The sequence below is a fragment of the Cupriavidus sp. GW823-FHT06D04 genome (assembly GCF_058795055.1).
In genome coordinates, this window is sequence record NZ_JBXAHL010000024.1 from 37,454 (window position 1) to 57,122 (window position 19,669).

A 19,669-nucleotide genomic window follows, 5' to 3' on the forward strand; every position below is an offset into this window, starting at 1 on the left:
GGCGTGGGCTAGCGCACGTCCGCAGTGCGCCGGAAGTTTCTACAATGGCCCATGTAACAAAGCCCGCGCTGGCGGTAGCCCCCGCCAGCATGCGGCCTCGCAAAGCGTCGTTCTGCGGGCATGGAGTTCGCATCGTGCCAAAACCGGCCATCCGGCCGGCTCTCCCTTGGCACTTCCCACAGCTGTCCGGAAGCCAGGAGCCGAATTTGCACGCCAACCCGTTTCTTCTCGCCCCCGGCGCCCGCTCCGCCATGCCCAGCCTGGCCCCGCACGACTGCTTTGCGGCGCCCGCTGCCTTCAGGCAGCCGGGCCTGCCCTGCAACGACGAACCTGCGCACGAGTACCTGTTCGGGCCGGCCTGGCTGCCAGACGGCCGCGTGCGGTTCCGCCTGTGGGCCCCGGACGCAGCCGAGCAAGGCCAGGCGGTACGGCTGGAGATCGCCGGGCTCGGTCCGGTGCGCATGGCGGCCGGCGCCAATGGCTGGTTCGAGGCCATCGTTGCGTGCAGCAAAGGGGCACGCTACTGGTTCCGGCTTGACGACGGCACCACCGTGCCCGACCCGGCCTCGCGCGGGCAGGCCGACGATGTGCACGGGCCCAGCATCGTGCCCGCTCCCGACGCCGCTGGCGCCTTTGCGTGGGCGTGCCCCGACTGGCGCGGGCGCCCGTGGCATGAAGCCATCATCTATGAGATGCACGTGGGCCTGTGCGGCGGCCTTGCCGGCGCGGCTCGGCAGCTGCCGCGGCTGGCGGCGCTGGGCTTCACCGCGGTCGAGCTGATGCCGCTGGCGGAGTTCCCCGGCGCGCGCAACTGGGGCTATGACGGCGTGCTGCCATTCGCGCCGGAGTCCGCCTACGGCACGCCGGACGAACTGCGCGCGCTGGTGGACCGCGCCCACCAGCTCAGCATGATGGTGCTGCTGGACGTGGTCTACAACCACTTCGGGCCGGAGGGCAACTACCTGCACCGCTACGCCAGCGCGTTCTTCCGCGCGGACCGGCAGACCCCATGGGGGCCGGCCATCGATTTCCGCCGGCCGCAGGTGCGGCGCTTCTTCACCGAGAACGCGCGCTACTGGCTGGAGCAGTTCCGCTTCGACGGCCTGCGCCTGGACGCCGTGCACGCGATCGAGGACGAAGGCTGGCTGGCGGCGCTGCCCGGCGAGCTGCGCACCATGCTGGCCGAAGGCGACGGCGCCAACCGCCATCTCCACCTGGTGCTGGAGAACGACAACAATGATGCCGAATTGCTGGCCAAGGGCTACGACGCCCAGTGGAACGATGACGCGCACCATGCCCTGCACGTGCTGCTGACCGGCGAGGGCGACGGCTACTACCGCGACTACACCCGCTGCGCCGATGAGGGCGAGGATGCGGCTGCGGGGCGCGGCGAGCCCGCGCTGCGCCACCTTGCACGCGTGCTGGGCGAAGGCTTTGCCTACCAGGGCGAGCCGTCGGCGCACCGCGCTGCCGCCGCGCCGGGCGTGTCGTCAAGCGCGGACAGCGTGCGCCGCGGCCAGCCGAGCGCGCACCTGCCGCCCACGGCCTTCGTCTGCTTCCTGCAGAACCACGACCAGACCGGCAACCGCGCCCTGGGCGACCGGCTGGCCGGCCTGGCCGACCGCAATGCGCTGCGCGCAGCGGTGGCGCTGCAGCTGCTGTGCCCGCAGGTGCCGCTGGTGTTCATGGGCGAGGAAACCGGCTCGCAGCGGCCCTTCCTCTACTTCACCAGTCACCCGCCCGAACTGGCACAGGCCGTGCGCGACGGCCGGCGCCGCGAGTTTGCGGCTTCCGCGGCATTCCGCGACGATGCGCGCGCCGCGGCCATCCCCGACCCCAACGACCCGGCCACCTTCGAGGCGTCGCGCCCCGAGCTGGAGGACGACGGCGACTGGACACCGTACTACCACGAACTGCTCTCCGTCCGCCGCCGTGAACTGCTGGACCGGCTGGCCGGCTGCCAGTCGGCGGGCGTCGATATCCTGGGGCCGGCCGCGCTGTGCGCACGCTGGCGGCTGATGGACGGCATGGAACTGAGCCTGTGGCTGAACCTGGGCAGCGAAGCCGTGCCATGCACACGCCCGTGCCGCGACATGAGCGCGGCGCTGCATGAAAGCCTGCCCGGCGCCGCGGCCGAGCTGTCCGCCGGCATGCTGCCGCCGCTGGCCTGCGTCGCCACCATGTGCGAGCCCGCCGCGGCGCGCGCAAGATAATGCCCGCCGGCTTGCCGGAATCCCAGCCAGGCAGCCATGGCGATGGCGGCGACCATGACCTGCCCCGCGCCACCGCCCGGCTGCAGCTGCATCCGGGCTTCACCTTTGCCGATGCCGCCGCCGTCGTTGACTACTACGCCGCGCTCGGCGTCAGCCACCTGTACCTGTCGCCAGTGTGCAGCGCGCGCCCGGGCTCCACCCATGGCTACGACGTCACCGACTTCACCCGCGTGCGCGACGAGCTGGGCGGCGAGCCCGGCCTGAAAGCGCTGGCCGGGCGCGCCCGCGCCGCCGGCCTCGGCCTGGTGCTGGACATCGTGCCCAACCACATGGCGGCCGACGCCACCCACAACGGCTGGTGGCGCGACGTGCTGACCCACGGACGCGCCAGCCGCTGCGCCGCCAGCTTCGACATCGACTGGACCCCGCGCGACCCCGCCCTGCATGGCAAGGTGCTGCTGCCGATGCTGGGTCAGTCCTACTGGGACACGCTGGTGTCGGGCGAGCTGCAATGGGTGCCCGCCAGCGCAGAGGATGCCGCCCACCTGCGCTATTTCGAGCACTCGCTGCCGCTGGCGCCAGGCAGCGTGGATGCCGCGGCCGCAACCCAGCCCGGCTGGTACGACCCCGCGCAGGCCGAAGGCCGCACCCGGCTGCACGCACTGCTGGAGCGCCAGCACTACCGGCTGGCCTGGTGGCGCACCGCAGCCGCGGCACTGAACTGGCGGCGCTTTTTCGAGATCAGCGATCTCGTCGGCGTGCGCGAGGAAGACCCGCAGGTATTCGACGCCGTCCACGCGCTGGTCTTCCGCCTGCTGCGCGAAGGCTGGATCGACGGCGTGCGTGTCGATCATGTCGACGGCCTGGCCGATCCCGCTGGCTACTGCCGCCGGCTGCGTGCCGAACTGGACCGGCACGCCGCCGCGCGCCCGCCGTTGCTGCGGCTGGCGCACCCGTGGCTGGTGGTCGAGAAGATCCTGGGCCCGCGCGAACGCCTGGCGCCGGACTGGCAGGTCGATGGCACCACCGGCTACGACTTCATGGACGATGTGGCCGCCGTGCTGCACGACGGCAACGGCGAGGCGCCGCTGGGCGCGCTGTGGGCATCGGCCAGCGGCGATGCGCGCCCGTATGCCGCCCATGTCGAGGCGGCGCGGCACGAGGTGCTGGAGCGGCACCTCGTGACCGAGTACGAAGGCGCGGCCGCCTGCCTGCACGACTGCGCGAAGCAGGAGCCCGGCACACGCGACCTGACACGCGCGGCGCTGCGGCGCGCGCTGGCCGCGCTGATGGCGGCGGTGCCCGTCTACCGCAGCTACTTTGACGCGCAACCCGGCGCGCGCGACACCTCGGCCGCACAGGCCGACGACGCCATGCTGGACCAAGCCATGCAGGCGGCGCGCGCCGGCCTGGCCCCGGACGAGGCCGTGGCACTGGCCTTTATCGGCGGCTGCCTGCGCACGCCAGCCCCGCCCGACAGCGAAACCGGCGTGCTGCGCCGCCGCCTGCAGCAACTGATGCCCGCCCTGGCAGCCAAGGCCGGCGAAGACACGGCGTTCTACCGCTACGGGCGGCTGCTGTCGCGCAACGAGGTGGGCAGCGACCCCGCCACGCTGGCGTTGCCGCCGGCGCAGTTCCACGCGCGCATGGCGGCGCGGCGCCTGGCCTGTCCTCATGCCATGCTGGCCACTGCGACTCACGACCACAAGCGCGGCGAGGACACACGCATGCGCCTGGCCGTGCTGAGCGAGATGCCCGACGCCTGGGCCGATGCCGTGGCGGCATGGGAACGCGCGTGCGCACCGCTGCTGTCGACCCTGCCGCAGGCGCCCGACCCCGGCGACCGCCTGATGCTGTACCAGACTCTGGTCGGCGCGTGGCCGATGGAGGACATCGGCAAGCCTGCAGGCAGCAACACCGTCGACGCTTTCCTGGAGCGCGTGTCGGCGTGGCAGCTCAAGGCCATCCGCGAAGCCAAGCGCCACGGCAACTGGACCTGCCCGGACGCGGAATACGAAGCCGCGTGCGAGGCCTTCCTGCGTGCCATCGCGGCGAACTGGCCGTTGGGTGTGCTGGCGCATATCGGCCAGTTTGCGCAGCATATTGCCGTGGCCGGCGCCGTCAACAGCCTGGCACAGGTGCTGGTGCAGCTGACCGCACCGGGCATCCCCGACCGCTACCAGGGATGCGAAGGCTGGGACCTGAGCCTGGTGGATCCGGACAACCGGCGCCCGCCCGATTTTGCGCAACTGCGCGCGCGCCTGGGCTGCAGCGCTGGCTGGGCCCACTGGCTAACGCGCTGGCGCGACGGACGCATCAAGCAGCAGCTGATACGTCAGGTGCTGGCAGTACGCCGCGCCCAACCACGGCTCTTTGCCGACGGGCAATACAGCACGCTGGCGGCGCAGGGCGCGCTGGTGCCGCAGGTGCTGGCCTTTGCCCGCACCGCGGATGCGCACCAGGCCATCACGGTGGTGACGCGGCTGGCGGCCACGCAGGTCGACCCGACCATGCCGCGCATCCCGCCCGCGGGCTGGGGTGACACTATCCTGAACGTGGGTGCGCCGCAGCCCAGCCGCTGGACCGATGCGCTGACCGGCCATGTGCTGGACGCGCCCATGGGCCGGCTGCGCCTGCGCGAGGTACTGGGCGGCTTGCCGGTGGCGCTGCTGCTGCGCCAGCCATAAGCGGTCCCGGGCAACGCGAACGGTCGCGGTCTCAGGACTTCTGCGCCGCCGTGTGCAACACGATCGGCGTCAGCGGGCCGTGCGGATGGTGCGGCGTGCCATGCGGCGAGGCCTGGCCGTGCTGCGGCGGCTGCGCGCCGTCGTCCTTCGGCTCGCGCCTTGCCTGGCCGGGCGAAGCACCGCGTTCCTGCGGCAGGTAGGGCCGGATCACGACGGCCACGTAATCGTCCTCCTTGGGCGTGACGACGATATACGCCAGGCCCGACATCACCAGGCCCACCTCACCCAGCTCGGTCGCGATGCGCGCCACGATAAAGCGCTGCAGCAGCAGCGGGTTGACGCTGTCGTCAATCGCAAGTGCGGCCGTGCAGATGGTCAGGAAGCAGCGCTCGACCTCGCGGCACACCACCACCACCTCATCGAGGACGTAGCCCGAGCGGCTGGCGCGCACCAGCACCGATACCCCCGAGCTGGGCGCGGCACGGTGCCAGCCCGGCTTAACCTTGAAACTGGGCAAGGCCAGGCCGGAGCCGGTGTCCTGGGCCACGGTATTGAAGCGCTGGGCGAAGTCCGTGGGCGTCATCGCAAGCAGCTGGCGCTCCACCGGCGCCGAAGACACCGAGACGGACGAGGCCAGGACGACAGTGGACAGGATGCTGGCTAGGTTCATGACTACCTCGCAACGGATGAGCCGCTCCCCCCGGCTGCGCTGTCGGGCCCGGCGACACGCGGCGCACAGGGTGCCGCCGCGGCATCGGGCCGGCGTTGCGGGCTGTGCTCGCCGGCACTTGCCGCTCGCCAGTTTTTGCCAGCATTTCCTCCACTATAGACACGACGGCACGCAATCACACGACAGCGCGCAAGCATCGCGCCGATCATGCAGCGACGGCCTGCCGGCACGCGCACGGATGCCAGGAGACGGCACATGCAGTTTCTGCCGCGGCTGTAAAAACTACGCCGCGTGTGCCGCGCCGGCAGCGCCGCGCCTGCGCCGCAAGCCGCACAGGACCCAGCCAGGCACCGCCGGCGCCGGGGCCGGGAACGGAGCTTGCAGGTCTAAGGCAGATGCGGAGCAGGAATCGCCCTGCCCCGCCAAGTACAGGAGGATCGTCATGACACCACGCTCCCGCATCGCCCGCCTGGCGCTGCCTCTGGCGGTGCTGGCGATGGCCGCCTCCCAGGCCGTCACGGCCGTCCCGGCCGATGCGCCGGCAGCGCCGTCGTCCACGGGACGCACCGCCGCGCCGCGCGACACCGAAGCCGCCAGCGACCGCGCCATCACTGCCGAAGTCCAGGCCCGCCTGGCAAACACGCGCGTGCTGGACCGCGCCCGGATCCGTGTATCCACCACTGACGGCGTGGTCAAGCTGGAAGGTACCGTGCGCGACGATAAACAGCGTACGATGGCAATGGAACTGGCTCGTTCGGTGCGCGGCGTGAGCGCCGTGTCAGACGAGCTGCGCGCCGGTACCGACTGACCGGCAGCGCCATGCCAACCTCCATGGAGACGCCATGAGCACCCATCGCCAGCCCGACCATGACATCACGCGGCGCCGCAGCGAGCGCCCCGATCCGCACAAGGGCGGCCCCGACACCGAGCATGAACGCGGCAAGCCCGGGCGCGACCGCCGCCATGATGTCGAACGCGAGCACGACATTCCGGACGAGAACGGCGAGCCGCCTTCAGTCAGGCGCCGCGGCGGCCAGTCAGAAGAAAGCGAATCGCCGGTGGAGAACTACTGAATCCGCCGGGCCAACCGAACAGGAGGCACGATGAGCAAGACCGTACGTACCCACCGTACCGGCCCACGCCACGGTGACCGCGTGGGCGGCACAGCGCCCGTGCCGCGTGAAGGCGCGCAGGCCTCCGCCGGCCGCCGTTCGCGCGAGAACACCGCGTCCGGCGCCGCGCGCGCCGACGCGGGCCATATCCCGAGCACGCTCGACCCCGATCTCGAACAGGAAACCGACGATATCGAGGAAGAAATCGAGCAACGCGAGAATGAGGCCCACACGGCGCAGGATGAGGAAAGCCCCGAGGAAGAGATCGCCGATGAAGTGGTGCATGCCGCCGAAGACCTGCCGGCCGAAGTGCCGGTCGACAAGGCCGACCACACCGATGAGCGCGAGGAGCGCCCACCCCGCGCACCGCGTTAGATAGCGCCCGGCAAGGGCGTATCAGGGCGGCAAGACGAACGGCCGGCCCCGGTGCGCCCGGGACCGCCGTCTTTGTTTCAGGACGCTCATCGAAGCCGCCGTTATGTCGGCGCTGTGGGCACCTCAAAACGAGCCAGCAACGGCAGATGGTCGGAGGCCACGCGCGCCAGCGGCGAACGGTGGCTGGCCACCGACACCAGGTGCGCGCGCGGCGACACCCAGATGCGATCGAGCGCAAACACCGGCCAGCGCGACGGGAAGGTGGCGGTGTGCGGAGTGTGCTCGAAATACGCATGCAGCCAGCGCAACGGCCGGCCCCACAGGAACCACTCATTGACGTCACCGAGCAGGATGGTCGGCAACGGCGGCGCCGCGGCCACATAGTTGAGTAACTGCTGCACCTGGCGCCGGCGCTCGCCGGGGCGCAGGCCCAGGTGGGTGGCAATCACGCGCAGCGCGCTCTCCCGGCCTGACGCCGTGCACGCCAGCGTGACATCGATGGCACCGCGCGGCTCGCAGCCCTTCACCGTCAGGTCGATCTGGTTCACCGCCTGCGGCGCAAAGCGCGCCAGCAGCGCATTGCCATAATCGGCATTGCCGCGCACGCGCGTAAAACCCGAGACCACGTGCATGCCGGTATGGCCGGCCAGGTATTCCAGGGTATGGTCGTTGCTGCTGCCGGATTCCACCTCCTGCAGCGCGACGATATCGGCGTCCAGTTCTTCCAGCACCGCTGCGACGCGGTCCGGCCGATAGCGGCGGTCGGTGCCCACGGCGCGGTGGATGTTGTAGCTGGCCACCATCATGCTGGCAATGCCGGCCGCGTCCGCCGGCCGCGCGCAGTGCAGCGCTGCCCGCGCGCCGGCGACCGCAAGCGTGTCGCCGGGGTCACGCGCCTGGGCAGGATTTACAAGAGACGGTAAGTCCGGTTGCATTCGCATGGCCGGCAGCGCTGGCCGCCAGGCTCAGCTGCCATCCAGGAACGGGTTCGGCTTGCCGACGCGGCGGCCGAGGTCGGGGCTTTCCCAACGTGGGCCGCCCATGTACGGATCCGGGGCGCGCTGCATGGTCGTGTCAGGCACGCCAGGCTGCGCCGGCATGGTCGAAGGCTGGGCCTCTGGCGCGGGCGCCAGGTCGGTCCGGGTGGGCGCGTTGGCGCCCTGGGAATACGGGTCGAACTTGTCAGTGCTGCGCGCGCCTTGAGAATACGGGTCATAGGCGCCGCGCGGCGTGCCCGGCGCCTGCGCCATGGCGGGAATTGCGGCAGCGGCCAGGGCCACGGCTGCAAGGAGTCGGCAGGGGCGGATATGCTTCATGGTTACCTCCGTTGCACGCGATGTGCGCGCCAGTAGCCATGATCAAGCGAAAGGCGTGCCCGTACGCCCTTCGCTGTGCCAACCCTGCGCAAACCCCTTACGCGATGCCCACCTTGCCTGCTTCGGCATTGCCCCGCGCCAGCACCGGCACCAGCGCCGCGCCGGTATGGCTGGCCGCGTTGCGCGACAAGGCCTCCGGATCGGCCGCGCCGACAATGGTGCCGCCGCCCGCACCGCCTTCGGGCCCAAGATCGATGATCCAGTCGGCCTCGGCAATCACGTCGAGGTCATGCTCGATCACCACCACGCTGTGCCCGCCGTCCGTGAGCCGGTGCAGCACGCGGATCAGGCGCGCCACGTCGGCCATATGCAGGCCCACGGTGGGCTCGTCCAGCACGTACAGCGTATGCGGCGCCTTCTGGCCGCGGCGCGTGATGTCGTCGCGCACCTTGCTCAGTTCAGTCACCAGCTTGATGCGCTGCGCCTCGCCGCCGGACAGCGTAGGCGACGGCTGGCCCAGCGTCAGGTAGCCCAGGCCCACGTCCTTCATCAGTTGCAGCGGATGCGCGATGTTCGACATGGCCGAGAAGAACTCCACCGCCTCGTCGATCTCCATCGTCAGCACGTCGCCGATATTCTTGCCGCGCCAGGTGACCGCCAGGGTCTCGGGGTTGAAGCGCTGGCCGTGGCAGACATCGCACGCCACCTTCACGTCCGGCAGGAAGCTCATGCCGATGGTGCGCACGCCCTGCCCTTCGCACGCCGGGCAGCGCCCGTCGCCGGTGTTGAACGAGAAGCGCGACGCCGTGTAGCCGCGTGCGCGCGCTTCCAGCGTATCGGCAAAGAGCCGGCGAATGGTGTCCCACACCCCGATATAGGTGGCCGGGCATGAGCGCGGCGTCTTGCCGATCGGGGTCTGGTCCACTTCCAGCACGCGGTCGATCGATTCCCAGCCGGTGACGGCGTCGCAGCCATGCCAGTTGTGCTCGACGTTGAGCGGCTTCCTGGCGCTTGACTTCGCTGCCTTGGACTCGTCTTTCGCAACGTTGCGCGCGCGCCGGGTCGCCGGCGACGACAGCACCGAACGGCCCACCGCATCGAGCAGGTTGGTCATCAGCACATCGCGCGCCAGCGTGGACTTGCCCGATCCGGACACGCCGGTGATGGCCACCAGCCGCGACAGCGGAATGCGCGCCGTCACCTTGCGCAGGTTATGCAGCGATGCGCCATGCACGGTCAGCCATTCCGGCGGATCGGCGGGCTTGCCGGCGGCGCCGGGCTTCACCCTGCGCCTTGCCTGCAGCGGATGGATGATGGGGTGCGCCAGGAACTGTCCGGTGGTTGAGTCCGGCGACGCCGACAGGTCGGCCACGCCGCCCTGTGCCACCAGCGTGCCGCCGCGCTTGCCCGCACCGGGGCCGATATCGATGATGTGGTCGGCACGGCGGATGGTGTCTTCATCATGCTCGACCACCACCAGCGTATTGCCCTTGTCGCCCAGCTTGCGCAGCGCGTCCAGCAGGATCTGGTTGTCGCGCGGATGCAGGCCGATGGTGGGCTCGTCCAGCACGTAGCAGACGCCCTGCAGGTTGCTGCCCAGCTGCGCGGCCAGGCGGATGCGCTGGGCCTCGCCGCCAGACAGGCTTGGCGCGGCGCGGTCCAGGCTGAGATAGCCCAGCCCCACTTCCTCCAGGAACTGCAGGCGGCTGCCGATCTCGCTGATGACATCGCGGGCGATCTCGGCATCGCGCCCCGTGAGATGCAGGCCATTGACCCAGCGGCGGGTATCGGACACGGTCCACTGCGCCACGTCGACGATGGCGTTCTCGTCAAAGGTCACCGCGCGCGCGACCAGGTTCAGGCGCGTGCCGTGGCAGTCCGGGCACGGCGTGTCGACCACGCCTTCGGGTTCCTGCTCTTCCGACGGCAGGCTCTGCTCGCGGCCGCGGTTGTCGTCCGCCAGCACGGTATCGTCGAACGCCGCGCGCTGCTCGCGCGTCAGTGCCAGCCCGGTGCCCACGCAGGTGGTGCACCAGCCGTGCTTGCTGTTGTACGAGAACATGCGCGGGTCCAGCTCAGGGTAGCTGGTGCCGCACACCGGGCAGGCGCGCTTGGTCGAGAACACCTTGACCTCGCCCACGTGCGCGGTGCCGCCGTTGTGCATGGCGTCGTGCAGGCCGTCCAGCGGCGCCAGCAGGTGCATCACGCCCTTGCCGGCCTCAAGCGTTTGCGCCAGCAGCGCGCGCAGCTCGGCCTCGTTCTCGGCCGACACCACCAAGTCGCCTACCGGCAACTCGATAGTGTGCTCGCGAAAGCGGTCCAGCCGCGGCCACGGGTCGACCGGCAGGAATTCGCCATCGACACGCAGGTGCGTATTGCCGCGCGCCTTGGCCCACTTGGCCAGGTCGGTATAGACGCCCTTGCGGTTGACCACCAGCGGCGCCAGCAGCCCCACGTGCTGGCCGCGATGGTCGCGCAGCAGCTGAGCGGCGATGGACTCCGGGCTCTGCGATGTCACCGGCGCGCCGTCATGCACGCAATGCTGGATGCCCAGCTTGACGTACAGCAGGCGCAGGAAGTGCCAGACTTCGGAAGTGGTCGCCACCGTGCTCTTGCGGCCGCCGCGCGACAGGCGCTGCTCGATCGCCACCGTGGGCGGGATGCCATAGACCGCATCCACCTCGGGCCGGCCCGCCGGCTGCACGATGGAGCGGGCGTAGGCATTGAGCGATTCCAGATAGCGGCGCTGGCCCTCGTGGAACAGGATGTCGAAGGCCAGCGTCGACTTGCCCGATCCGGACACACCGGTGACCACGTTGAACTTGCCGTGCGGGATATCGACGTTGAGCGCCTTCAGGTTGTGCTCGTGCGCATTGACGATGCGCACCACGTCCTCGCCCTCCACCGCGCGGCGCGCGCGCCGTGCCTGCAGCGCGGCCTGCAGCGGCACGCCTTCTATCTCGGCGCGCTCGGCTGCCAGCGTGCCGGCTTCGCCGAGCGCCGCGTCATAGTGGATCAGCGCCTGGCCGGTATGCGATTCGGCGCAGCGCTTCACGTCTTCCGGGGTGCCGGTGCAGACCACGCGCCCGCCGGCGTCGCCGCCCTCGGGGCCAAGGTCGATCAGCCAGTCAGCGGCGCGGATCACGTCCAGGTTGTGCTCGATCACGATCAGCGAATGGCCGCTGTCCAGCAGCTTGCCGAAGGCGCGCATCAACTTGGCGATATCGTCGAAGTGCAAACCCGTGGTCGGCTCGTCGAACATGAACAGCCGGCGCGGGATGGCGCTGGGCCGGGTCCGCGACGGCGTTGCCTGCGCCGCTTCGGCAAGGAAGCCGGCCAGTTTCAGGCGCTGCGCCTCGCCCCCCGACAGCGTCGGCACCGGCTGGCCCAGCTTCATGTATTCCAGGCCGACATCAACAATGGGCTGCAGCACGCGCAGCACCGCGGGGTCGGCGGCAAAGCAGGCGGCGGCTTCGCTGACCGTGAGCTCCAGCACGTCGGCAATGCTCAGCAAGCGCGGCGGCTGGCCGGGGGCGGCGCGCTCGATCTTCACTTCCAGCACTTCGGGGCGATAGCGGGTGCCGTCGCAGTCCGGGCAGCGCAGGTAGACATCGCTCAGGAACTGCATCTCGACATGCTCGAAGCCCGAGCCGCCGCAGGTCGGGCAACGCCCGTCGCCCGAGTTGAAGCTGAAGGTGCCCGCGGTGTAGCTGCGTTGCAGCGCCATCGGGGCCTTGGCGAAGATCTTGCGGATCTCGTCGAACGCGCCCACGTAGCTGGCCGGATTGGAACGCGCGGTCTTGCCGATCGGCGACTGGTCGACAAAGACCACATCGTCGACTAGGTCGGCGCCGGTCAACTGGCGGAAGGCGCCCGGCGACTCGGTGGCCTTGCCGAAGTGCCGCGCCATGGCCGGATGCAGCACGTCCTGCAGCAGCGTGGACTTGCCCGAACCCGACACGCCGGTCACGCACACCAGCCGCTGCAGCGGGATCTCGACCGTGACATCCTGCAGGTTGTGCTCGGTGGCGCCTTCCAGCACGATGCGCGGCAGGTTGGCATCCACCGACCGGCGCTGCCAGTGCGAGGCATCGGCCACGCGGCGGCGCCCGCCCAGGTATTCGCCGGTCAGCGTGCCGGCATTGCGGATATCCGCCGGCGTGCCGTCGAAGATGATATTGCCGCCACGCTCGCCGGGGCCCGGGCCCATGTCGATCAGTCGGTCGGCAGCCAGCATCACCGATGGATCATGCTCAACCACCACCAGCGTGTTGCCCGCATCGCGCAGCCGGTGCATGGCCTCGACAATGCGGTTCAGGTCGCGCGGGTGCAGGCCGATGCTGGGCTCGTCCAGCACGAACAAGGTGTTGACTAGCGAGGTGCCCAGCGCCGTGGTCAGGTTGATGCGCTGCACCTCGCCGCCGGACAGCGTGCGGCTCTGGCGGTCCAGCGTCAGGTAGCCCAAACCCACGTCGCACAGGTATTTCAGGCGCGTACGCACCTCGGCCAGCAGCAGCTTGAGGGCATCGTCCAGCATCGCGCTGGGCAGCGTCAGTCCGTCGAAGAAACGGCGGATGCGCTCGATCGGTAGCAGCATCAGGTCATGCACGGTTAGGCCGGGCAGCGCCTCCAGCTGGGTGCGGTCCCAGTCCACCCCGCGCGGCAGGAAGCGGCGCGGCGGCGCCAGCACGGCGTCGGCATTGTCCTTCGAGCCCAGGCGCCACAGCAGCGACTCGGTCTTCAGGCGTGCGCCGCCGCAGGTTTCGCACGGCGTGTAGCTGCGGTACTTCGACAGCAGCACGCGGATGTGCATCTTGTAGGCCTTCGACTCCAGGTAGTTGAAGAACCGCATCACGCCGTACCAGTGCTTGTTCCACTGGCCGGTCCAGTCCGGCGAGCCATGGATGACCCAGTGGCGCTCGGCCTCGGTCATCTCGGTCCAGGGGGTGTCGCGCGGGATGCCGGCCTTGGCCGCGTAGCGCATCAGGTCATCCTGGCACTCCTTCCACGCCGGAGTCTGCATCGGCTTGATCGCACCGCCGCGCAGCGTCTTGCGCGCGTCGGGGATCACCAGGCCAAGATCGACGCCGATCACGCGGCCGAAGCCGCGGCAGGTCTCGCACGCGCCGTAGGCGGAGTTGAACGAGAACAGCGCCGGCTGCGGGTCCGCATAGCGCAGGTCGCTGTCCGGGCTGTGCAGACCGGTGGAGAAGCGCCATACGGGGCCTTCGTCGCCGTCAGCCAGCACATAGATGTTGACGCGGCCGCCGCCGCGCTTGAGCGAAGCTTCGATCGCCTCCACCACGCGCACCTTCTCGGCATTGCCGATGCGGAAGCGGTCCGCCACCACATCGAGCAGCTTGCGTGCGCCGGTGGGCGACTGCACCACGCGCTGCGCCTGCACGCGCGTATAGCCGCTGACGGACAGCCACTGCTGGACCTCTTCGTCGGTGGCGGACTCGGGCAGCTCGACCGGAAAGGTCACCACGAGCCGCGCATCGTGATGCGGCTGGCCCTCGGCCGTGCGCGCCAGCAGCTCGGCGTAGATGGTTTCGGGCGAGTCATGGCGCACCGACAGCGCGGTCTGCTTGTCGAACAGCTCCGCCGCGCGCGCATAGAGCAGCTTCAGGTGGTCGTTCAGCTCCGTCATCGTGCCCACCGTCGAACGCGAGCTGCGCACCGGGTTGGTCTGGTCGATGGCGATGGCGGGCGGCACCCCGTCCACGCGCTCCACCTGGGGCCGGTCCATCCGGTCCAGGAACTGGCGGGCGTAGGCGCTGAAGGTCTCGACGTAGCGGCGCTGGCCTTCGGCATAGAGCGTGTCGAACACCAGGCTGGACTTGCCCGAGCCAGACGGCCCGGTCACCACGGTCATCTCGCCGGGTCGCAGGTCGAGATCGACATTCTTGAGGTTGTGCTGGCGGGCGCCGCGGATGCGGATTAGCTGCTTGCTCGACACGATTTCTCTTTTCGAATCAGGACGTTAAGGAGGGGTCAGGAGGCGGCCCGACCACTGTACATCCATACAGTCTATCAGGTTGGAAAAGAATTGGTATCGATCACGTCGCCCGGAATCAGACAAGTGACGGTGCGGCGCGAGAGGCGAGCGGCTTTCATGGACGTTCGCCCCAGGCCAATGCCTGACTTTCGCTGTATTGCTATTTATCGATTACCGATATACGATATGATCCAGTCATTCAGATGTTCCGACACCGCTGAACTGTTCGCGGGCCGCTGCGTACCACGCTTCGGCAATATCCGCGCCGTGGCCGAACGCAAGCTGCGGCTGCTGCAGAGTGCGTCGACGCTGGAGTTCCTGCGCTCCCCGCCGGGCAATCGCCTGCAGTTACTGGCGGGCGACCGCAAAGGCCGCTACAGCATCCGCATCAACGAACAGTGGCGAATCTGCTTCATCTGGACCCACGACGGCCCGGCGGCCGTTGAGATCATCGACTATCACTGAGGAAGACTGACATGGTTCGCTTCAAGGACGGCATGCGTCCCATCCACCCGGGCGAAATCCTGCGCGAGGATTTCCTGGTACCGCTCAACATGAGCGCCAACGCCCTGGCCCTCGCGCTGCGCGTGACCGCGGCGCGCATCAACGACATCGTCCGCGAGCAACGTGGCATCACGCCGGACACCGCCCTGCGCCTGGCGCGCTATTTTGGCGGCGATGCGCAGTCGTGGCTGAACTTGCAGCTGGACTATGACCTGAAGGTCGCGCAGCGCGACCACGGCGAGCGGATCATGGCGGAAGTGGCGCCGCGCAATGCGGCGGCGGCCGGTCAGCCGGCTGCGGAAAAGTAGAGAACGGTGTTACCGGGGCGACGCTGGGCACGCCGCCCGGTCCATCACCCTATCGCATCAGCGTTTCCGCCAGCGCCCGGAAGGCGCGGAACGTGATCGGATTGTTGGCCGCGTTGCCGGCCACGGGGTGCGACGCGTAGCGCACGATGGTCAGCTCGGCCTTGGGGTCGATATAGATGCGCTGGCCATGGATGCCGGCGGCCTGGAACATGCCGTGGCTGTCGTGCGAGACCCACCACATGTCGCGATAGCTCCAGCCCGGCAGCACCGGCGCGCTGGCCGACCTGGCAAACTGGTCCCGGTCGCCGCCACCGCGGATATCCGCCACGACCGAGGCCGGAATGATCTGCTTGCCATTGAAGCGCCCGTTGCCGCGGATGGTCTCGCCAAAGCGCGCGAGGTCGCGCAGCGTGGTGTTCAGCCCGCCGCCGCCCGACTCCGTGCCGATGCTGTCCACGGTGAAGTACGCATCCTGCTCCGCACCCATCGGTTGCCAGATCCGCTCCGAGAGCAGCTTGGCCAGCGATTGGCCCGAGGCCCTGCGCACGATCCACGCGAGCACCTCGGCATTGACCGTCTTGTACGCAAACACAGCATTGTGGTCGCCTTCCTTCTGCAGGGTCTTCAGGAAGTCATAGAAACTCCCCGGGCCGCTGTAGCCCGCCGGGCGGCCCAGCATGCCGCCCGCACGCGCGTAGTCCCACACCTCTGCCTTTGGATTGGCATAGTCCTCGGAGTAGCGCACGCCGATGGTCATGTCCATGACCTGCCGCACCGTGGCGTCACCATAGGCCGTGCCAGCCAGCTCGGGCAGGTAGCGCGTCACCGGTGCTGCTGGGTCGAGCTTGCCGTCCGCTGCAAGCATCGCGGCCAGCGTGCCGACGAATGACTTCGTGACCGACATGGCGATATGGGGCGTGTGCCCGTCAAGCGCGCCGAAATAGCGCTCATAGATGACCTTGCCCTTGTGCATCACCAGGATGCCGTCGGTGTAGGTCAGCGCCAGCATCTCGTCGAAGGTGCGGCGGGTGCCATCGACATCGGTGAATGCCACCGCGCCGATGTCGCGTTCCGCACGCGGCAGCGCGCTGGCCGGGCCGGCGCCGCGCCAGACGGACGCGGTCGGCACCAGTTCACGGATATGCGAGAACAGCCAGCGATTGCGCGGGAACCTGTCGGCGCCCGGCGTATGCGTGATCAGCTTGTCCGGCGGCGGGGGGAAGCCCTGCATCCAGCCCAGGCGGTTCGGGTCGCTGTCCAGCGCGGCGACCAGCGTCGGCGCCGCGGCTGCCGGGGCGGCCGCACTCCCGGCGGTGCTGCCGGCGCTCTGGCTCCAGGCCGGCAGGCTGGCCGCGCACAGCGCCATGCATGCTAGGCGGCGCCAGGGGCGCGAGGATTCCGGAAGGGTCTTCAACGACATGCTGTCTCCTTGCTTTGTTTTGATTGAGGGATTGCCGCCCGCAGGGCTAGCCCGCCTGCGCATCCGCGCCCTGCTGATGCTCGATCAAAGCCGCGGTCAGCTTGTCGATGCAGCGATCCAGCGTCTGCACTTCCGCTTCCGTCAGCACGGAGAGAAACATCTTCTCCAGCACGTCGCCGCGCTGGTACGTCTGCGCGACCAGTGCTTCGCCCGCCGCTGTCAGGTAGAGGTTCAGCTGCCTGGCATCGGCCTCGCCGACTTCACGGCGCAGCAGGCCCCGCTTTGCCAGCGCGGTGACCAGCTTGGAAGTCACCGTTTTCTCCAGCAGCACCAGTTCGATCAGGCGCGTCAGCGTCAGGCCCGGCTCCAGCCCGGCAAAACGCAGCACACGCAACTCCCGCAGGCCGATGCCGAACTCGCGCTCGTAAAAGCCGGAGGCAGAGCTCTTGGTCATTTCACAGAGGCGGTTCAAGCGGAACGACATGAATTCCAGGATGGAATCGGTGGTGCTGGCAGTGTTGGACATGGGAACAGGTGATCAGGCGGCCAATAGATTCTATGGGCAATAGTTTCCATCAGCAACTAACCAAGGGTAAATACGGTTCGACGGGCTATCGCCTGGCAAAAGAAAAGGCCCGCCCCAGGATTCCTGGCAGCGGGCCTGTGCAGGCAGCGCGGCGGCTGCCTTCAGTACTCAACCGCGATCAGTCAAGCAGGTGCCCCATGCGCGTGCGCTTGGTGGCCAGGTACTTCTCGTTCTCGGCGTTGGACGGCACGATGTGGCGTAACTGCTCCGAGACCGTGATGCCGGCTTTCTCGAGCGCGGCGGCCTTGAGCGGATTGTTGCTCATCAGGCGCACGGACTTGACGCCCCACTGGTGCAGCAGATCGGCGGCAAAGGCGTAGTTGCGCGCGTCGATTTCCTGGCCCAGGGCCAGGTTGGCGTCGACCGTGTCGAGCCCGCCGTCCTGCAGGCGGTAGGCGCGGATCTTCTCGGCCAGGCCAATGCCGCGGCCTTCATGCCCGCGCAGGTACAGCAGGATGCCGCGGCCTTCGGCGGCGATCTTTTCCATCGCGAGCTCGAGCTGCGGGCCGCAGTCGCACCGGCAGGAACCGAAGACGTCGCCGGTCAGGCATTCGGAATGCATGCGGATCAGGACGTCATCGCCCGTCACATCGCCCACGCTGAGGGCCAGGTGTTCGATGCCTGAATCGGCGCCCTTGAAGGCGTGCGCCGTAAAGTCGCCGAATCGCGTCGGCAGGCGCGCCGAGTCGATCAGCTCAATTTCTGTGTCATTCATACCGGAATTCGTGGTCAAAAGGCGGGGGCGCGGCCCGGCACCGCCGACATTATGAGCGGAATTGCGCCTTCGCGCTCGGATTCCCCGCCGTGGCGGGACGGGGCGGCCGTCGGCGAAGTCCTACAGCAGTACGCGCGATCCACTTATGCAGCCGCTTCAGCCGGGTCGGTAGACTCGGTTTACAGGACATCGCCAGAGCCGTCCCAGGCATCCGAAGCGCATTGTGCATCACCTGACGGCGGCCCTCGGCCCCAGCAGGAGCAGGCATGACCGGTAATCCCTTGAACGCTGAGCAAGCCAGTACCAAGATCGCAGCACTGTTCGATACTAGGTCGGCAGCCAGCGACGCCGCCGAACGGGTCTCCCATGAGGCCCACCTCAAGCGCGGGCAGGTGCGGCTAGTGCACCCATACGAAGCGCACTTCGGCCGCAAGCTGGAGCCCGAGGACGACGCCATCGCGCGCACCGCGGTGCGCTCGCACCTGATGATGGGTGCGCTGGGCGTGGTGATCGGGCTGGCCATTGTCGGCATCCTGCACCGGCAGGAGGTCGAGGCCGTCATGGACAGCCCGGGCCTCGCCGCCGGGGCGGCCATCTTCCTGGGCCTGGTGTCCGGCATGCTGCTGGCGGGGCTGATGACCGCGCGGCCGGACCATCAACTGGTGATTACGCCGGTGCGTGAGGCCGTGCAGCATGGCCGCTGGGCGCTGCTGGTACACCCGACCACGCCGCAGCAATGCCACGAAGCCTTGCGCTCACTGCGCAATACCACCGCCGAGGTGCTCCGGACAGCCTGATCAGGGCTCGACCGAAGGCTCGCGCTTGAGGGTGCGCAGCACAAAGGTCGAGCGGCTGTGGCGCAGGCCAGGCAGCTTGTAGAGCTTGTGCCGCAGGAATTCCTCATAGCCCAGGGTCCCCGCCACGGCGACCTTGATCAGGTAGTCATATTCGCCCGTCAGCAAGTGGGCCTCCATCACCTCAGGCAATTCCGCCAGGGCCTTGCCGAAGCGGTACAGCATGTCGTCGTCGTGCCGCTCGAGCGTGACCTCGATCAGCACGGTATCGGGCAAGCCCAGCGCCTTCTGGTTCAGCAGCGCGGCGTAGCCTTCGATCACCCCGCTTTCTTCCAGCGCGCGCACGCGGTTCCAGCAAGGCGTGGCCGACAGGCCGACTTGCTCGGCCAGCCGCGCATTGGACAGGCGGCCATCACGCCGCAGTTCACGCAGGATGCGCCGGTCGGTGTCGTCGAGTTTGGGAGGCTGTGCCATCGCAATCGCTCACAAGAAAAGAAACATCCTCAAATTCTGCCATACATGGATACCTATTCTTCAATATGATCCATGTCGGAGAAAATAGAGAAGCCAATTTCGGGCAACGGCTGGTAAATTTACCCTATCGAACGACCTGCCGGAAACGACACATGCCAGCCACCACCCTCCCCACCCTGCGCCTCTCGCTGCGACTCGATACCGCCGACCTGTTCGGCGCCATGGAATGGGTGCTGGCCAATGCGCGCCGTACCGGCCTGGCGCCGGCGCAACTCAGCTTCGACGCCGCCACGCAGGCCGTGCTGCATGCCACCCTGACGGCGGAGGATTCCGGCCTGCTGTGGCTGTTCCTGCGCCGCCTCGACAATGGTTTCGACGTGGAACTGCTGATTGCCGACGTGGATGACCCGGACAGCGACGCCATGGCAGAGGCTGCGCCGCGCGCCGCCACGCGCCGCACCGACCGCGAGCCGGCCCTGGCCCTGTCCGCGTGACCC

The 19,669-nt window shown here is 68.7% G+C and carries 17 protein-coding genes; 9 read left to right on the forward strand and 8 right to left on the reverse strand.

Annotated elements, in window-relative coordinates:
• Positions 1-206 precede the first annotated feature (206 nt).
• Positions 207-2,213, forward strand: a complete 2,007-nt coding sequence (gene treZ / locus AC1Q7H_RS25315; RefSeq protein WP_492381872.1) for a malto-oligosyltrehalose trehalohydrolase — start codon at positions 207-209, stop codon at positions 2,211-2,213.
• Positions 2,213-4,900 (forward strand): malto-oligosyltrehalose synthase, encoded by a 2,688-nt coding sequence (gene treY / locus AC1Q7H_RS25320; protein ID WP_492381873.1) that lies wholly within the window; start codon positions 2,213-2,215, stop codon positions 4,898-4,900. The genes treZ and treY overlap by 1 nt, the downstream gene beginning before the upstream one ends.
• Positions 4,901-4,931: 31 nt before the next feature.
• On the opposite strand, the gene AC1Q7H_RS25325 is transcribed toward treY, so the two are convergent.
• A complete protein-coding gene (locus AC1Q7H_RS25325; RefSeq protein WP_013953213.1) occupies positions 4,932-5,570 on the reverse strand; it encodes a hypothetical protein in 639 nt (212 codons plus the stop codon).
• Between the two features lie 442 nt (positions 5,571-6,012).
• Here AC1Q7H_RS25325 and AC1Q7H_RS25330 point away from each other — a divergent pair, with 442 nt between their 5' ends.
• The 3 genes from AC1Q7H_RS25330 to AC1Q7H_RS25340 are packed head-to-tail and all read left to right on the forward strand — an operon-like array spanning position 6,013 to position 7,057.
• Positions 6,013-6,378 (forward strand): BON domain-containing protein, encoded by a 366-nt coding sequence (locus AC1Q7H_RS25330; RefSeq protein WP_211981632.1) that lies wholly within the window; start codon positions 6,013-6,015, stop codon positions 6,376-6,378.
• A gap of 34 nt (positions 6,379-6,412) precedes the next feature.
• The gene (locus AC1Q7H_RS25335; protein ID WP_013953215.1) at positions 6,413-6,643 is read left to right on the forward strand and encodes a hypothetical protein; all 231 of its coding nucleotides are present in this window, start codon (positions 6,413-6,415) and stop codon (positions 6,641-6,643) included.
• A gap of 30 nt (positions 6,644-6,673) precedes the next feature.
• Positions 6,674-7,057, forward strand: a complete 384-nt coding sequence (locus AC1Q7H_RS25340) for a hypothetical protein (RefSeq protein WP_153953474.1) — start codon at positions 6,674-6,676, stop codon at positions 7,055-7,057.
• A gap of 101 nt (positions 7,058-7,158) precedes the next feature.
• Here AC1Q7H_RS25340 and AC1Q7H_RS25345 read toward each other — a convergent pair whose 3' ends face one another.
• From AC1Q7H_RS25345 to uvrA, 3 genes are all read right to left on the reverse strand, one after another.
• A complete protein-coding gene (locus AC1Q7H_RS25345) occupies positions 7,159-7,998 on the reverse strand; it encodes an endonuclease/exonuclease/phosphatase family protein (RefSeq protein WP_013953217.1) in 840 nt (279 codons plus the stop codon).
• 24 nt (positions 7,999-8,022) lie between these two features.
• A complete protein-coding gene (locus AC1Q7H_RS25350) occupies positions 8,023-8,373 on the reverse strand; it encodes an endonuclease (RefSeq protein WP_211981633.1) in 351 nt (116 codons plus the stop codon).
• Between the two features lie 97 nt (positions 8,374-8,470).
• Positions 8,471-14,332, reverse strand: coding sequence for an excinuclease ABC subunit UvrA (gene uvrA / locus AC1Q7H_RS25355; protein ID WP_492381874.1), 5,862 nt, complete (start codon positions 14,330-14,332; stop codon positions 8,471-8,473).
• Positions 14,333-14,557: 225 nt separating this feature from the next.
• On the opposite strand from uvrA, the gene AC1Q7H_RS25360 reads away from it, so the two are divergent.
• Together AC1Q7H_RS25360 and AC1Q7H_RS25365 are read left to right on the forward strand one after the other, a co-directional pair.
• Positions 14,558-14,836: a type II toxin-antitoxin system RelE/ParE family toxin gene (locus AC1Q7H_RS25360; protein ID WP_153953472.1), complete on the forward strand. Its 279-nt coding sequence runs from the start codon at positions 14,558-14,560 to the stop codon at positions 14,834-14,836.
• Between the two features lie 11 nt (positions 14,837-14,847).
• On the forward strand, positions 14,848-15,183 hold the full coding sequence (locus tag AC1Q7H_RS25365; protein WP_035815276.1) for a HigA family addiction module antitoxin: 336 nt from the start codon (positions 14,848-14,850) through the stop codon (positions 15,181-15,183).
• A 49-nt stretch (positions 15,184-15,232) separates the two neighbouring features.
• Here the strand turns inward: AC1Q7H_RS25365 and AC1Q7H_RS25370 are convergent, their stop codons facing one another.
• The 3 genes from AC1Q7H_RS25370 to ribA form a co-directional block, all read right to left on the reverse strand.
• A complete protein-coding gene (locus AC1Q7H_RS25370; protein WP_013953222.1) occupies positions 15,233-16,603 on the reverse strand; it encodes a serine hydrolase domain-containing protein in 1,371 nt (456 codons plus the stop codon).
• A gap of 46 nt (positions 16,604-16,649) precedes the next feature.
• Positions 16,650-17,129, reverse strand: coding sequence for a MarR family winged helix-turn-helix transcriptional regulator (locus AC1Q7H_RS25375; protein ID WP_013953223.1), 480 nt, complete (start codon positions 17,127-17,129; stop codon positions 16,650-16,652).
• 178 nt (positions 17,130-17,307) lie between these two features.
• Positions 17,308-17,904, reverse strand: coding sequence for a GTP cyclohydrolase II (gene ribA / locus AC1Q7H_RS25380; protein ID WP_013953224.1), 597 nt, complete (start codon positions 17,902-17,904; stop codon positions 17,308-17,310).
• Positions 17,905-18,170: 266 nt separating this feature from the next.
• Between ribA and AC1Q7H_RS25385 the strand changes: the two genes are divergently transcribed.
• Positions 18,171-18,701, forward strand: a complete 531-nt coding sequence (locus AC1Q7H_RS25385) for a riboflavin biosynthesis protein RibA (RefSeq protein ID WP_153953471.1) — start codon at positions 18,171-18,173, stop codon at positions 18,699-18,701.
• On the opposite strand, the gene AC1Q7H_RS25390 is transcribed toward AC1Q7H_RS25385, so the two are convergent.
• Positions 18,702-19,172: an Lrp/AsnC family transcriptional regulator gene (locus AC1Q7H_RS25390; RefSeq protein WP_010814564.1), complete on the reverse strand. Its 471-nt coding sequence runs from the start codon at positions 19,170-19,172 to the stop codon at positions 18,702-18,704.
• A 152-nt stretch (positions 19,173-19,324) separates the two neighbouring features.
• On the opposite strand from AC1Q7H_RS25390, the gene AC1Q7H_RS25395 reads away from it, so the two are divergent.
• Positions 19,325-19,666, forward strand: a complete 342-nt coding sequence (locus AC1Q7H_RS25395) for a hypothetical protein (RefSeq protein ID WP_041228660.1) — start codon at positions 19,325-19,327, stop codon at positions 19,664-19,666.
• Positions 19,667-19,669: the final 3 nt, after the last annotated feature.

Excerpts from the sequence above, each read along its gene's own strand:
- AC1Q7H_RS25325 (WP_013953213.1), bottom strand. The coding sequence starts at position 5,570 with ATGAACCTAGCCAGCATCCTGTCCACTGTCGTCCTGGCCTCGTCCGTC.
- AC1Q7H_RS25330 (WP_211981632.1), top strand. The coding sequence starts at position 6,013 with ATGACACCACGCTCCCGCATCGCCCGCCTGGCGCTGCCTCTGGCGGTG.
- treY (WP_492381873.1), top strand. The coding sequence starts at position 2,213 with ATGCCCGCCGGCTTGCCGGAATCCCAGCCAGGCAGCCATGGCGATGGC.
- AC1Q7H_RS25335 (WP_013953215.1), top strand. The coding sequence starts at position 6,413 with ATGAGCACCCATCGCCAGCCCGACCATGACATCACGCGGCGCCGCAGC.
- AC1Q7H_RS25360 (WP_153953472.1), top strand. The coding sequence starts at position 14,558 with ATGATCCAGTCATTCAGATGTTCCGACACCGCTGAACTGTTCGCGGGC.
- AC1Q7H_RS25370 (WP_013953222.1), bottom strand. The coding sequence starts at position 16,603 with ATGTCGTTGAAGACCCTTCCGGAATCCTCGCGCCCCTGGCGCCGCCTA.
- AC1Q7H_RS25340 (WP_153953474.1), top strand. The coding sequence starts at position 6,674 with ATGAGCAAGACCGTACGTACCCACCGTACCGGCCCACGCCACGGTGAC.
- AC1Q7H_RS25365 (WP_035815276.1), top strand. The coding sequence starts at position 14,848 with ATGGTTCGCTTCAAGGACGGCATGCGTCCCATCCACCCGGGCGAAATC.
- AC1Q7H_RS25375 (WP_013953223.1), bottom strand. The coding sequence starts at position 17,129 with ATGTCCAACACTGCCAGCACCACCGATTCCATCCTGGAATTCATGTCG.
- ribA (WP_013953224.1), bottom strand. The coding sequence starts at position 17,904 with ATGAATGACACAGAAATTGAGCTGATCGACTCGGCGCGCCTGCCGACG.
- AC1Q7H_RS25395 (WP_041228660.1), top strand. The coding sequence starts at position 19,325 with ATGCCAGCCACCACCCTCCCCACCCTGCGCCTCTCGCTGCGACTCGAT.
- AC1Q7H_RS25350 (WP_211981633.1), bottom strand. The coding sequence starts at position 8,373 with ATGAAGCATATCCGCCCCTGCCGACTCCTTGCAGCCGTGGCCCTGGCC.
- AC1Q7H_RS25385 (WP_153953471.1), top strand. The coding sequence starts at position 18,171 with ATGACCGGTAATCCCTTGAACGCTGAGCAAGCCAGTACCAAGATCGCA.
- AC1Q7H_RS25390 (WP_010814564.1), bottom strand. The coding sequence starts at position 19,172 with ATGGCACAGCCTCCCAAACTCGACGACACCGACCGGCGCATCCTGCGT.
- AC1Q7H_RS25345 (WP_013953217.1), bottom strand. The coding sequence starts at position 7,998 with ATGCGAATGCAACCGGACTTACCGTCTCTTGTAAATCCTGCCCAGGCG.